Annotated in this window: 12 protein-coding genes and 1 pseudogene; 5 read left to right on the top strand and 8 right to left on the bottom strand. The window is 72.5% G+C overall.

Features of this window, described 5'->3' with window-relative positions:
* Window positions 1-12 precede the first annotated feature (12 nt).
* The 6 genes from HW130_RS30830 to HW130_RS30805 all read right to left on the bottom strand — a co-directional run bounded on the left by HW130_RS30830 (window position 13) and on the right by HW130_RS30805 (window position 7,030).
* A complete protein-coding gene (locus HW130_RS30830) occupies window positions 13-801 on the bottom strand; it encodes an ABC transporter permease (protein WP_177153058.1) in 789 nt (262 codons plus the stop codon).
* The gene (locus tag HW130_RS30825) at window positions 798-1,823 is read right to left on the bottom strand and encodes an ATP-binding cassette domain-containing protein (RefSeq protein ID WP_177153057.1); all 1,026 of its coding nucleotides are present in this window, start codon (window positions 1,821-1,823) and stop codon (window positions 798-800) included. Before HW130_RS30825 ends, HW130_RS30830 begins: the two co-directional genes overlap by 4 nt.
* A 60-nt stretch (window positions 1,824-1,883) precedes the next feature.
* Entirely contained in the window at window positions 1,884-2,732 is an 849-nt protein-coding gene (locus HW130_RS30820) for a DUF4097 family beta strand repeat-containing protein (protein ID WP_177153056.1), read from the bottom strand.
* 82 nt (window positions 2,733-2,814) lie between these two features.
* Window positions 2,815-3,330, bottom strand: a complete 516-nt coding sequence (locus HW130_RS30815; protein ID WP_177153055.1) for a hypothetical protein — start codon at window positions 3,328-3,330, stop codon at window positions 2,815-2,817.
* Window positions 3,331-3,581: 251 nt separating this feature from the next.
* Window positions 3,582-5,393 (bottom strand): ABC transporter ATP-binding protein, encoded by a 1,812-nt coding sequence (locus HW130_RS30810; RefSeq protein ID WP_177153054.1) that lies wholly within the window; start codon window positions 5,391-5,393, stop codon window positions 3,582-3,584.
* Window positions 5,394-5,422: 29 nt separating this feature from the next.
* Window positions 5,423-7,030: an ABC transporter transmembrane domain-containing protein gene (locus tag HW130_RS30805; protein WP_375256603.1), complete on the bottom strand. Its 1,608-nt coding sequence runs from the start codon at window positions 7,028-7,030 to the stop codon at window positions 5,423-5,425.
* A gap of 334 nt (window positions 7,031-7,364) precedes the next feature.
* On the opposite strand from HW130_RS30805, the gene HW130_RS30800 reads away from it, so the two are divergent.
* The 5 genes from HW130_RS30800 to HW130_RS30780 all read left to right on the top strand — a co-directional run bounded on the left by HW130_RS30800 (window position 7,365) and on the right by HW130_RS30780 (window position 12,814).
* Window positions 7,365-8,432 carry an iron chelate uptake ABC transporter family permease subunit gene (locus tag HW130_RS30800; RefSeq protein ID WP_218184162.1) on the top strand — a complete coding sequence of 356 codons (1,068 nt, stop codon included), beginning with the start codon at window positions 7,365-7,367 and terminating at the stop codon, window positions 8,430-8,432.
* Window positions 8,433-8,550: 118 nt separating this feature from the next.
* On the top strand, window positions 8,551-9,672 hold the full coding sequence (locus tag HW130_RS30795) for an iron chelate uptake ABC transporter family permease subunit (RefSeq protein ID WP_177153051.1): 1,122 nt from the start codon (window positions 8,551-8,553) through the stop codon (window positions 9,670-9,672).
* Window positions 9,669-10,550 carry an ABC transporter ATP-binding protein gene (locus tag HW130_RS30790; protein WP_177153050.1) on the top strand — a complete coding sequence of 294 codons (882 nt, stop codon included), beginning with the start codon at window positions 9,669-9,671 and terminating at the stop codon, window positions 10,548-10,550. Before HW130_RS30795 ends, HW130_RS30790 begins: the two co-directional genes overlap by 4 nt.
* 20 nt (window positions 10,551-10,570) lie before the next feature.
* Window positions 10,571-12,151 (top strand): amidohydrolase, encoded by a 1,581-nt coding sequence (locus HW130_RS30785; RefSeq protein ID WP_177153066.1) that lies wholly within the window; start codon window positions 10,571-10,573, stop codon window positions 12,149-12,151.
* 129 nt (window positions 12,152-12,280) lie between these two features.
* On the top strand, window positions 12,281-12,814 hold the full coding sequence (locus tag HW130_RS30780; RefSeq protein ID WP_375256602.1) for a GNAT family N-acetyltransferase: 534 nt from the start codon (window positions 12,281-12,283) through the stop codon (window positions 12,812-12,814).
* Between the two features lie 79 nt (window positions 12,815-12,893).
* On the opposite strand, the gene HW130_RS30775 is transcribed toward HW130_RS30780, so the two are convergent.
* Both HW130_RS30775 and HW130_RS30770 read right to left on the bottom strand, forming a co-directional pair.
* Window positions 12,894-13,085 (bottom strand): hypothetical protein, encoded by a 192-nt coding sequence (locus HW130_RS30775; protein WP_177153049.1) that lies wholly within the window; start codon window positions 13,083-13,085, stop codon window positions 12,894-12,896.
* Window positions 13,082-13,396: pseudogene (locus HW130_RS30770) on the bottom strand (acetylglutamate kinase); the annotation flags it as partial. The gene HW130_RS30775 and the pseudogene HW130_RS30770, both read right to left, overlap by 4 nt.

Raw genomic sequence — 13,396 nt, 5'->3', positions numbered from 1 at the left:
CGGTCGTCCCGGCTACGTCGGATCGCGGTCGAAAACCGCCTTCGACCAGAAGTAGCCGAGTGCGGAGAGAGCCAGGCACCAGGCGACCGCGAGCCACCCGTTGTGCCCGATCTCGCTCCCGAGCAGCAGCCCGCGCAGGGTCTCGATGGCCGGTGTGAACGGCTGGTACTCGGCGATCGGCTGGAACCAGCCCGGCATCGCGTCGACCGGGACGAAGGCGCTCGAGACGAGCGGCAGGACGATCAGCGGCATCGCGTTGTTGCTCGCCGCCTCGGCGTTCGGGCTGACCATGCCCATCCCGACCGCGATCCAGGTGAGCGCCAGGGCGACCAGCGCCGTCAGCCCGAACGCCGCCAGCCACTCCAGGGCCGTGGCATCCGTGGCCCGGAAGCCGATGGCCACGGCGACGGCACCCACGAGGACCACGCCGGCCACCGACTGCAGCACACTGCCGACGACATGCCCGATGAGGACGGACCCGCGGTGGATCGCCATCGTGCGGAAGCGGGCGACGATGCCCTCGGTCATGTCGTTGGAGACGGACACCGCGGTCCCGACCACGGTGCCTCCGATGGTCATCATCAGGATGCCCGGCACGACGTAGGCGATGTACTCGGAGCGGTCGGCGCCGCCGCCCATGCCCGCGCTCATCACGTCACCGAAGATGTAGACAAAGAGCAGCAGCAGGACGATCGGCGTCAGCAGCAGGTTCAGGGTGAGGGACGGGTAGCGCCGCGCGTGCAGGAGGTTGCGGCGCAGCATCGTGGACGAGTCGCGCAGGGCGAGGGAGAGGGAGCTCATCGGACAGCCTCCTTGGGCTTGTCTGTGCCGCCGGTCAGGGCGAAGAACACGTCGTCGAGGTCGGTGGTGTGCACCGTCAGCTCGTCCGCCTCGATGCCGGCGGCGTCCAGCCAGTCGAGGATGGAGCGCAGCTCGCGCTGGGTGCCGTCGCTGGGGATCTGCAGCGACAGCGCCTCGTCGATGGGGGTACCTCCCCTGCGCAGGGCGCTGTGGGGGAGGGTGACCTCGTGCAGCGCGAGGGCGGCGCTCCGATAGGCGGAGGGGTCGGAGAAGCGGAGCCGGATGTGCCCGCCGGGGACCAGCCGCTTCAGCTCCTCGGCGGTGCCCTCGGCCGCGATCCTGCCGTCGTTGAGCACGGCGATTCGGTCGGCGAGCCGGTCGGCCTCCTCCAGGTACTGCGTGGTGAGGAAGACGGTGACGCCGTCTGCGACCAGCTCGCGGATGATCTGCCACATGGTGTGGCGGCTGCGCGGGTCGAGACCGGTGGTCGGCTCGTCGAGGAAGATGATCCGCGGGTTGCCGACCAGGGTCATGGCGATGTCGAGGCGGCGCTTCATGCCGCCGGAGTAGGTGGAGGCGGGCTTCTTCGCGGCGTCGACGAGGTCGAAGCGCTGCAGCAGCTCGGCGGCGGTGCGGCGGCCCTCTCTGCGGGAGAGGTGGTGCAGGTCCGCCATGAGGAGCATGTTCTCCTCGCCGGTGATCAGCCCGTCGACGGCGGAGAACTGCCCGGTGACGCCGATTGCGGCGCGCACCCCGTCCGGTGACGTGGCGATGTCGTGGCCCGCGACCTGGGCCTGCCCGCCGTCGGCGTCGATGAGCGTGGACAGGATCCTCACGGCGGTGGTCTTGCCGGCGCCGTTCGGCCCGAGCAGCGCGAACACGGAACCGGCCGGGATACGCAGATCGATGCCGTCGAGCACGGTCTTGTCGCCGTACGACTTGCGCAGACCGACGGCGGAGACGGCGGCGGACGACTGCGGACCGTCACCCAGCCTGGGCGTGGGCATGACAGATGAAGGCATGGAGCCCTCCCGTTCGAAGGTGAAGTGATGTGGGTGAGCGGGGAGTTCGCGGGGCGGTGCTCAGCCCCGGGCGCGGCGGACGTCGATGTTGCCGTACCGGGTGCGGGCGCGGACCTTGACGGTGTCCTCGGTCTGCTCCGGGGTCTCGGACGCGGTGAGCGTGTTGCGCACCTGGCCGGAGCCCGAGCTGACGTCGAGCCAGGCGGCCGTGCCCTCGCGGATGCCGACATCGATGGCGCCGTAGGAGGTCTCCAACTGGACGGTGCCGCGGGCCACTTCGTCCACGCGCAGGGTGCCGTGGGCGGTGGTGGCGGTGACCGAGGCCTCGGCGCGGCGGATCTCGATGTCGCCGTTGGCGCCGCTCACCCGCAGCTCGCCGGTGGCGGCGCCGACGGTCGTGGTGCCGTGCGAGTTCTTCAGGACGGCGGGGCCGTCGACGAGGCCCACGCGCAGGCTGCCGGAGCTGGTGGTGATCTCGGCCGTGCCCTCGATGCGGTCCACGGTGATCGAGCCGTGCGACGCGGTCAGCTTCAGCGGGCCGGTGGTGTCGAGGCGGACGTCGCCGGACGAGGTCTTCACGCGGACCTCACCGAGCCGGCCCTCGCCGAGCACCTGGACCCAGGCGCCGGTCATGTCGATGCGCGAGCCCGTGGGCAGTTCGACCGTCACGTCGACGGTGCCGGTGCGGCCGAGGCCGAGCAGATGGGGCTTGGGCGTCCTGACGGTCAGTACGCCGCTCGCGTACGTGACCTCGGTCTGGTCGGCCGCCCGTACGTCCTGGTCCTTCTTCGGGTCGCGGGGGCGCACCTCGACGACGGTGTCGAGGCGGTCGCCCGCGGTGAACTGGAGGGAACCGGCCTCCACGTGCGCCGTGGCCGAGATCGGTTCGGGAGTGTCGAAAGAAGGCATGGCTGTCCCGTCCTCTTGGGTCTTCAGGGCGTCCCCGCTGGTGGGACGTGGTGTGGGTGAAGTCGTGCGGGCGCGGGCGCGGCTAGCGCACCCAGCCCGTGAAGCTCTGTCCGATGGTCCGGGTCTTCTCCGTCGTACGCGGCCGGGTGCCGCCGTCGACGGCCGCCGACACGGCGCGCACCAGCCATGCGTTGACCGACAGGCCCTCGCGACTCGCGGCCTCCTCGGCGCGTGTCTTGAGGTGGGCCGGCAGCCGCAGGTTGACGCGGGCGGTGCCGCCCTCGTCGCCCTCGGCGGGCGCCTGCGCCTTCAGCGGTTCGACGGGCGCGGCCGGCTCCGTGGTGCCGCCGTCGGCGGGCGGCAGCGTCACCACGAAATCGGGGTCGAGCCCGCGCAGCCGTACGTCGACCGAGCCGGGGGCGAGCTCGCGGGTGATCTCGTCCATCGCGGCGGAGAGCACATTGAGCATGGTCAGACGGGTCGCCGACTCCAGGGGAGCGGTGAGCCGCTCGGCCAGCGCGCGGGCATCCGCCCCGCCGGCTTCGGCGGCCACCGCCAGTTCACGGCGGAGGGTGTCGACATACGGGGTGAGGTCCATGGCGTCATCATGGCACCATGATGGCACCATGTGCAAGTCTGTGTGGCACCTTGCATGGGGTGCGCTCGAGGATGACCGCTCCTGCCTGCGGAAACGTGAAAAGGCGGCCCTGGTCGCAGTGCGTGCTCATGTGGTTCGGGGAACATGGAATGGCACCGGGTGGCACCAATCGGTGCCACCCGGTGCCATCATGATGCCGCTGCCGGCCTCCACCGACGCTGCCGGTTCCCGAAGAGGGACCGCCGGCCGGCTCACGCCTCCCGCGGCGGCTCTCGGCGGCTGTCGGACCAGGCCGACCAGAGGGCGGCGTAGCGGCCGCCCGCCGCGACGAGTTCGTCGTGCGTGCCGGTCTCGGCGACCCGGCCCTGGTCGAGTACGACGACGCGGTCGGCGGTGGCGGCCTGGGGCAGGCGGTGCGCCACCATCAGGCCCGTACGGCCTTCCAGGGCCCGTACGGCGGCTGCCTCCAGGACGCGTGCGCCGGCGCTGCCCGCGTCTGCGGTCGCCTCGTCGAGGATGGCGATCGGCGGGTCCGCCAGGACCAGCCGGGCCAGGGCCAGGTGCTGTGCCTGGGTCACCGTGAGCCGGTGCCCGCCCTCACCGACCACCGTCGCGAGACCTTCGGGGAGTGCTTCGACCCAGTCCAGGGCTTCCACCCGGGCCAGCGCCGTGCGCAGTTCCTCGTCCGTGGCCTCCGGGCGCGCCAGCCGCAGATCCTCGGCCAGGGGCCCCGCGAACACACGGACCTCCTGGCTGATCAGCGTCACGGCGCGCCGGACTCCGGCCGGGCCCAACTCGCGGGCCTCGACGCCGCCGAGCACGATCGAACCGCCGGACGCCTCGTGGACGCCCGCGACCAGTTTCGCCAGAGTGGTCTTCCCGGCGCCGCTCGCGCCCACCAGAGCGACCCGTTCGCCGCTGCGGACGTCCAGGTCCACGTCGCTGAGGACCGGGTGCCCGTCGACGTACGCGTGGCTGAGCGCGGAGACCTTGACCGAGCCGTCCACGGGCTTCTCCGCGGTGCCCGGTTCGGGCTCCGGCTCGACGGGCAGGTTCGACACCCCCACCAGGCGGGCAAGACTCGCGCCGGCCGACTGTGCGTCGTCGATGAGGAACAGGGCGGCGTTGATCGGATTGAAGAGGCTGTGGAAGTAGAGCGCGGCCGCGGTCGCCGTGCCGATGCTCACGGAGCCGTTGTCCACGAGGAAGAAGCCCGTCGCCAGAACGCCGGTCAGACCGATGAACTCCCCCGCGTTGAGACGGGAGAAGAAGCCGGAGACCAGCCGGATGCCTTGCAGCGCGAGGTCGACGGCCTCGCCGGACCGCCGCTGAAGTGCCTGCGCGTGGCCGGCGGTGAGCCGGAACGCCCGTACGGTGCGGACACCGCCGACGCTGTCGAGGAGCTGGTGCTGCAGGGCGCCGCTCGCCACCCGGTGCCGGGCGTACACCGACGCGGCACGCGGGATGTACCAGCGGACCGTCAGAACGTGCACCGGCACGGCCAGAAGGACGGCGAGCAGGAAGCGCCAGTCGAGTACGGCGAGTCCGACGAGCGTCAGCGCGATGGTGAGGAGCGCCGCGGCGAACTCGGGCAGCGCCTGGCGCACCGCCTTCGCGATGACGGTGACGTCGCCGGTCACCCGGGAGGTCAGGTCGCCCGAACCGGCCCGCTCGACACGTTCCAGGGGCAGGCGCAGTGCCCGCCCGACGAACCGCTCGCGCAGGTCCGCGAGGACGGTCTCGCCGAGGCGGGCGACGAGCGACTGGCCGATCGCGGTCGCCACGCCCCGGGCCACGGCCACCGCCAGGAGCAGCACCATCGGTACCGTCAGCGCGCCCGCGCCGCGCCGCGCGGCGACGAGGTCGACGACGCGTCCGAGCAGCGGGGCGGTGAGCAGGCCGATGCCCGTGCCGGCGACCAGCACGGTGACCGCGAGTACGGTCAGGAGCCGGTGGTGCCGCAACAGCGTCCGGACGGCGGCGAACGTCTGTGCGCCGGTCGCGGTGGGCAGCAACTCGCGGTCCCCGCTCGTGCCGCGGTCCGCCGTACGGGGTTCGGTCATCTCGCGTCCTTCGTCGTTCACAGGCGCCGTCATGCCAGCACCGCCGCGCGGTACGTCTCGTGGGAGGCGACGAGTTCCGGATGGCGGCCGTCGGCGGCCACGGCGCCGTCGTCGAGCAGCACCACGCGGTCGGTCGCGGCGAGCAGCGCGGGGCTGGTGGTGACGAGGATCGTCGTACGACCGTCCCGAAGTTCCCGCAGGCGGGCGGCGATACGTGACTCGGTGACCGTGTCGACCGCGGTCGTCGGGTCGTGGACGACGAGCACCGGGGGGTCGGCGGCGAGCGCCCGGGCCAGGGCCACCCGCTGGCGCTGACCGCCGGACAGGGACCGGCCCCGTTCGGCGAGGACGGTGGCCGTGCCCTGGGGGAGCGCCCGCGCGACGTCGTCGGCGGCGGCCGCGGCCAGGGCGGGCGCGAGGTCGGCTTCCCCGGCGCCGGACCCCGCCCGCACGTTGTCGAGCAGACTGCTCTCGAACAGATCGGCGTCGTGGTGGGCGACGAGGATCGCGCGGCGGGCGCTCTGAGGGTCCAGCTCGGTCAGTGGTACGCCGTCGAGTTCGACGGCCCCTTCGGCGGGGTCGAGTTCCCTGCCCAGGCAGAGCAGCAGGTCGTGCGCCGCCGCCGGGTCCTTCGCGACGACGCCGATGACGGAGCCGGCGGCGATGTCGAGGTCGACACCGCGCAGGGCCCCGTGCCCGAGACCGCGCAGCCGGACTTCTCCGAAGACGGCATCGGGAAGCGTGGTCCGTCCGGTCGCGACGGCGGGCGGCGAGGCGAGCACCTCGGCGATCCGGTCGGCGGAGGCACGGCCGAGCGCCAACTCCCCGTTGACGTACGTGAGGAGCTGGAAGGGGCCGAGGAGGTACTGGGCGAGTCCGACGGCCGCCACCAGTTCGCCCACGCTGATCGAGCCGCGCATGGCCAGATGGGCGCCGGCGAGGCCGATGGCCGCGATGAAGATGCCGGTGAGGGCGAGGATCGCGCCGTCGTGCCAAGCTCGGCTGCTTGCGGCCCGAAGCGCGGCGGCCAAGGAGGCCTGGCTCGTGCGCCGGTACCGGGACACGGCGGCGGCCTCCGCCCCGATGCCCTTCAGCACCCGAAGCCCCGCGACGAGGTCGGCGGCGACGCCGGAGGCGTGCGCGGCACGCTCCTGCTCGATCTCGCTGCGCTCTTCGAGGGGGCGGCTGATCCGGTGGCCGAGCCACAGCAGGGGTGGGACGCCGAGCAGGATGAGCAGGCCGAGCGGCACCGAGACGCGCAGCAGCGCCACCGCGCTGACGACCAGCCCGGTGAGCGCCGACACGGCGTACGGCACGGCGGCCGCGACCGCTCCGACGCGTGTCGCGTCACCGGTGGCGACGGCCGTGAGCGCGCCGGGCAGCCGTCCGGCGTCGGCTCCGCCACGGGGGTCGAGCACCCTGGTGCCGAGGTCGACGCGGAGCTCGTGCGCCGCGTGTTCGCCCGCTCCGTCGGTGATCCTCGCGGCGGTCCGGTAACACGTGGACAGGACGAGGAAGAGGACGGCGAGGACGAGCAGCCAGCGCAGGAGAGCGGCGGAGGAGCCGGTGGACACGGCCCGGTCGATGATGACGCCGATCACGACGGGGACAAGGGCCTCGCACGCCTGGTGGCCCATGCCGAGGAGCGACGCCCCGACGACCCGTCGGCGCTGACCCCTGATCGTTCTGCGGAGGACGAGGCCCCCCGTCGGGCCCCCCTCGTTCGGTCCCCCCACGGGCATGCGGTACCTCCGCGAAGACGTCGATTAGTTAGGTAAGCCTACTCTAATCAGGTGGGCAGCCAAGGCTGCCGTCGGCATCACACCCGGCCCGCCGGCGGCGGCCGGCCTCGCCGGCGGGACCGACGCGTTGACCCTGCCGAACGGTTCGGTTAGCCTCACCTAAGTCGCTGTCTGTTGCCACGTCACATGCGTTGTCCCGCACGAGTGTCGCCGCCAGGGGGAGTTGTCGTTGTCGGTCGGAACCCAAGCGGCACCCAGGAGCGGAGCGGGCGGCCCGGCCGTGCCGGGAGTCCGTCGGTCCGTGGCCGCCCTGCGCGGCCTGGGCCTGCTCGCGACCCTGGCGGCCCTGGTCCTCGTCGGACTGCTCAGCGTGTGGCTGGGCACCCGGGGTATCCCGTTCACCTCCACCTGGAACGCGCTGTGGCAGCCCGACGGGTCGGAGACCTCGGTCATCATCCACGAGTACCGGATCCCCAGGACCCTCCTCGGGCTGCTCGTCGGTGTGGCCCTCGGACTCTCCGGCGCGCTCATGCAGTCGCTGACCCGCAACCCGCTCGCCGACCCGGGGCTGCTCGGCGTGAGTCTCGGAGCGTCCACCGGAGTCGTCGTGGCCATCGCCTTCTTCGGCGTGGGTACGGCCCTGGGCTATGTGTGGTTCGCGTTCCTCGGTGCCGCGGCGGCATCGGTGCTCGTCTACGTCCTGGGCTCCTCGGGGCGGACGCTGGCGACGCCCGACCGGCTCGTCGTCGCCGGAGCGGCGGTGACGGCGGTGCTCCTCGCCTTCAACTCCGCGGTACTGCTGCTCAACCCGCGCGCCTTCGACCAGTTCCGGTTCTGGACGGCGGGGTCCCTGGCGGGCCGGAACTCGGACATCGTCCTCATCACCCTGCCCTTCGTCGTCGTGGGCCTGCTCCTCGCGCTCGGCCTGGCCCCTTCCCTGAACGCCCTGGCCATGGGCGACCAGGTGGGACGAGCCCTGGGCGTGAACGTCGGCCGGACCCGGGTGCTCGGCGCCGTCGCCGTGATGCTCCTGTGCGGCGCGGCGACCGCCGCGGCCGGTCCCATCGCCTTCGTGGGCCTGGTCGTCCCGCACGTCGCCCGGTTCGTCGTGGGTCCCGACCAGCGCTGGATGCTGGCCTACTCGATGCTGTTCGCACCCGTTCTGCTGATCGGCGCCGACGTTCTCGGCCGGGTCCTGGGATCCCCGGGCGAGGTCCAGGTCGGCATCGTCACCGCGTTCCTCGGAGCCCCGCTGTTCATCGCGCTGTGCCGTCGCCGGAAGCTGGTGATGCTGTGAGCGACGCACACGAGGCAGCCGGGCCGAGGACAGGCCCCGGAGCCGCACCTCCGCGTCTCGCCGGCGGAGACGGGGACACCTCCCAGGCGTCAGCCCTGGGGCAGAACAAGGAGACCCTGTGAGTGCCGTACGGGAGTCAGAGGCATCCGCCCCTGATCCACGCCCCGTCAAGAACCGTGCGACCGCCGCGACGCCGCGCGTCGTCACCGGGATGGTCGTCCGTAGCAGAAAGGGCAGCCTGTCCCTGCGGGTCCAGGGCCGCGCCCTGGCCGTCACGGCCGTCCTGGGCGCCGCGCTCGTCCTGCTCATGGGCATCGCCCTCACCACCGGCGACTTCGAACTCTCCGTCGGCGAGGTCCTCCAGGCGCTCTTCGGCAACGGCTCCGGAGCCGCGGACTTCATCGTCAACACCCTGCGCATGCCCCGGCTGGTGACCGCCCTGTGCGTCGGCGCCGCCCTGGCCGTCAGCGGAGCCATCCTGCAGAGCCTGACCGGCAACGCGCTGGGCAGCCCGGACATCATCGGCTTCACCAACGGCTCGGCCACCGGGGCCCTGGTCGTCATCGTCGTCCTGAACGGCAGCATGACCCAGATCGCCCTCGGCGCGCTCGTGGGTGGACTCGCCACCGCCGCGGCCGTCTCCCTTCTCATGCTGGGCCGGGGCCTGCAGGGTTTCCGGCTGGTCGTGGTCGGCATCGGCGTCAGCGCCCTGCTCCTCGCCCTCAACTCGTACCTGATCACGCGGGCGAGCTGGCAGGAGGCGCTGGAGGCCCAGGCGTGGCTGATCGGCAGTCTCGGGAACCGCCTGTGGATCCACGCGAACACCATCGGCCTCGCCGTCGTCGTCCTGCTCCCGCTCGCCTTCTTCCTCGCCCGCCGCCTGTCCATGGTGGAGATGGGCGACGGCATCGCCACCGCCCTCGGCGTCAACGTGACCCGGACGCGGGCGGCCCTGCTCGTGATCAGCGTCGCCCTGGCCGCCTTCGCCACCGCGGTGACCGGCCCGATCGTGTTCATCGCCCTGGCCGCTCCCCAACTGGCCCGCAGAGTGACCCGTTCGTCCGGCCCCGTTCTCCTGCCGTCCGCCCTCATGGGTGCCTTCCTGCTCGCCCTGAGCGACCTCGCCGTGCAGCGTGTCTTCGCACCCGCGCTCCTCCCCGTGGGTACGGCGACCGGGACCATCGGCGGGCTCTACCTCATCTGGCTGCTGATCACCGAGTCGCGAAAGAGCCGCGCATGACACAAGTGAACGCCCCGACGCCCCGGCTGCGCGCCGAGGGCCTCACGCTCTCCTACGACCAGCGGACGGTGGCCACCTCCCTCGGCGTGGACATTCCCGACCAGTCCTTCACCGTGATCCTCGGGCCGAACGCCTGCGGCAAGTCCACCCTGCTCAAGGCGCTGTCACGGATGCTCACGCCGAAGGCGGGACAGGTCTACCTCGACGGCAGGGCCATCTCCTCCTACCGCTCCCGCGAGGTCGCCCGCCGGCTCGGGCTGCTCCCGCAGTCGTCCAACGCGCCCGGCGGCATCACGGTCGGCGACCTCGTGGCGCGCGGCCGCTACCCGCACCAGCGGATGCTGAAGCAGTGGTCCACCGAGGACGAGGCCGCCGTGACCGAGGCGATGCGGCAGACCGGCGTACTCGAACTCGCCGACCGGCCTGTGGACGACCTCTCCGGCGGCCAGCGCCAGCGCGTCTGGCTCTCCATGGTCCTGGCCCAGCAGACCTCTCTCCTCCTGCTCGACGAGCCCACCACCTTCCTGGACATCTCCCACCAGGTCGAGGTGCTCGACCTGTGCGCCGAACTGCACGCACGCAGGGGCCACACGGTCGTCGCGGTCCTGCACGACCTCAACCAGGCGTGCCGCTACGCCACCCACCTCATCGTGATGCGGGCCGGCGGCACGGTCGCGGCCGAGGGCGACCCGGCGACCGTCATGACCGCCGAGCTCGTCGAGGACGTGTTCGGGCTGCGCTGCCGGATCATCGACGACCCCGAGACCGGCACCCCGCTGATGGTGCCCGCCGCGCCCAGGCGGTACGAGGCGGAGGCCGGCGCGCGCGACGCGCAGGGCACCGAAGCCGCCGACGCCGTACTCGCCGAAACCTCCTAGGGACGGACGGAGCGCCCATGATGCTGTGCACGAGACTCACGAACGCGCGCATCCTCACCATGGATCCGGACCACCCGGTCGCCCACGACCTGGGCATCTGGCAGGGCCGGATCGTGGGCTTGGACGAGGCCGTGACCTCCTTGCCCGCACGCGAGGTCGTCGACCTCCAAGGGGCCACCGTGCTGCCCGGGTTCATCGACAGCCACGTCCACCTGGCGTGGACGGGACTGAAGGCGAACACGCCGAGCATCGCCGGCTGCGAGAGGATCGAGGACGCCCTCGCCGTCGTGGAGGAGGCGGCCTCCCGCACGAGCGCGCCCGGCGCGTGGGTGCACATCGGCGGCTACGACCAGCGCGCCCTCGGCCGGCATCTGACGGCGGCCGAACTGGACCGGGTCAGCCCCGGCCGCCGGGTGTTCGTGATGCACGACTCCGGCCACGCCTGCGTGGTCAACAGCGCCGTCCTCGACCTGCTCCCGCCCGATGTCCCCCACGAGGACGGCGTCCTCGTGGAGAGCGCGATGGGCGCCGTACGGCGGCTGAGCCTTCCGTACGCGCAGGAGGAGCTCGCCGACGCGATCGAGTACGCCGGCCGCGTCTGCCTCGCCGAGGGGATCACGGCCTGCGCCGAGGCCGGCATCGGCGGTGGCCTGCTCGGCCACAGCCCCGTCGAGCTCGGCGCCTACCAACTCCTCCGGGACCAGGGCCGACTGCCTCTGCGGGTCCAGCTCATGCCGGGGGCCGACACCCTGCGGCCGCTCGGCGCGCACGAGCGGGACGGCATTCCCCGTGGGCTGGACCTCGGCCTGCGCACCGGGTTCGGCGACGGCTGGCTGTCCGTCGGCGCGCTCAAGATCTACACCGACGGCGGCATGATGGCGCGTACGGCCGCCCTCACGGCCCCGTACGAAGGCACGACCCACATGGGCCAGCTCCAGGACGACCCGGAGCGCCTCGCCTCTCTCATCGTCGACGGGCACCTCGCCGGATGGCAGCTCGCCGTCCACGCCATCGGCGACCGGGCCGCGGACCTCGCCCTGGACGCCCTGGAGCGGGCACAGGCGCTGCGGCCCCGGCCCGACGCGCGCCACCGTATCGAGCACGCCGGGCTCATCCGGCCCGACCAGCTCCCGCGCTTCGCCCGGCTCGGCCTCAGCGCCGTGATCCAGCCCAACTTCCTGCGTTACTTCGGCGACGACTACGCGACGATCATGGGCCCGCAGCGAGCTCCGTGGATGTACCGGGGCCGAGGCTTCCTCGACCACGGAGTCACCCTCGTCGGCAGCTCGGACCGGCCCGTCACCGACGGATCGCCGCTGCGGGCCGTCCAGTTCATGGTCGAGCGTGCCTCCACCTCGGGCCGGGCGATCGGCCCGGACGAGGGCATCACCGTCGACGAGGCCCTGCGCGCCTACACGGTCGCCGGCGCCTACGCCTGCCGGTGGGACGACAGCGCGGGCAGCCTCAGCCCGGGCAAGCGAGCCGACTTCGTCGTGCTGGGCGACGATCCGCGGAGCGTCGAGCCCTCCCGGATCGGTGACATCGAGGTAGTGGCGACGTTCGTGGACGGACGCGAGGCGACGGAGGGCCACAAGCTGTGAGCGAGCCGGCGGACACGACTCGACTTGGCCATTCGGTTAGGTAAGGCTAGCCTTAGTTCGAGCGTTTCACCGGGGTCACGCGGCGATCCAACCTCCCTTCGCGCACGGTGGAACCGAGGAAGGAAAGCCTTGATCACGGCCACGCCGCGCCCTGCCACACTGTCGCCCCGCGCGCTCCGCTCGCCCGGCCTCCCCGCGTTCTCCGTTCGACCCGCGCGGCCGGATGACGCCGCCGGGCTCGCCGCACTCTCCCGGCCGTTCGTGCGCTCGGGAGCGCTGCGCGAGCGTACGCAGGCTCAGTACGCCTGTCAGGCACGTGACTTCCTCGTCGCCGAGGCCGCCGACGGAACCCTCGAAGGATGCCTCGGGCTGAGTGTCCACCACACCGACACGCCGGCCGGCCGACCCGCCACCGGAGTCCTCTACAGCTTCTGCGTCGCCGGGCACCGGCAGGGGTGCGGCGTGGGAGCCCGGCTCCTGCACGCCGCGCTGGCGAGGGCCCGGAGCCAGTCCCTGCGGGCCCTCTTCACGGCGACGACGGGCAGTGGCCGCCTCTTCCTCCGGCACGGCTTCGCACCGGCCTGCCCGAGCACGGCGCCGGCAGCCTGGGCCCAGTCCCTGGACCCCCGCCGCAACGCACGCGTTCTGGCCTGCGCCCTGTGAGATGAGGAATGCGCAGGACGGGGCCCGGGAGCCGATACGGCTCCGGGCCCGTCCTGGCCAGACGGCCGCGTCCCGAGCCTCAGGCGTCGAGGATCTCCGGCAGCGCCCGCACCGGCTCGTCGCCCTGATGGTTCGTCACCGTGAGAGCCGGAGCCGGCCGAACCGCGCGGCCCTCGCCCCGGACGAGTGCCGGCGGGGGAGTGCCGTACGTGTTCATCATGACCGCTCGCCAGCGGTCCGTGAGCGGTCTCGTGCTGTCGTCGGCGGTCACGCGCGGTCCTCCCCGGCCTCGCGCTCCGGGGCCGGGTCCGGAACCACGGTCGTGCCCGGTCCGTCCTCGGCGAAGACGCCGCGCAGCAGGGCGTGCGGCACCCGGCCGTCGATGACGTGGGCCTTGCGGACCCCCGCTCGTACCGCCCGCAGGCACCCCTCCATCTTCGGGAGCATGCCGCTTGCGAGCTCCGGCAGCAGTGCGTGCAGTTCACCGGCCGTCAGGCGGTCGATCACCTCGGTGCTCCGCGGCCAGTCCGCGTACAGCCCCTCGACGTCGGTCAGCACCACCAGCCGTTCAGCGCCGAGGGC

It is taken from the genome of Streptomyces sp. PKU-EA00015 (assembly GCF_013387495.1).
GTDB lineage: Bacteria > Actinomycetota > Actinomycetes > Streptomycetales > Streptomycetaceae > Streptomyces.
This window is presented reverse-complemented; position numbering and strand designations above follow the sequence as displayed.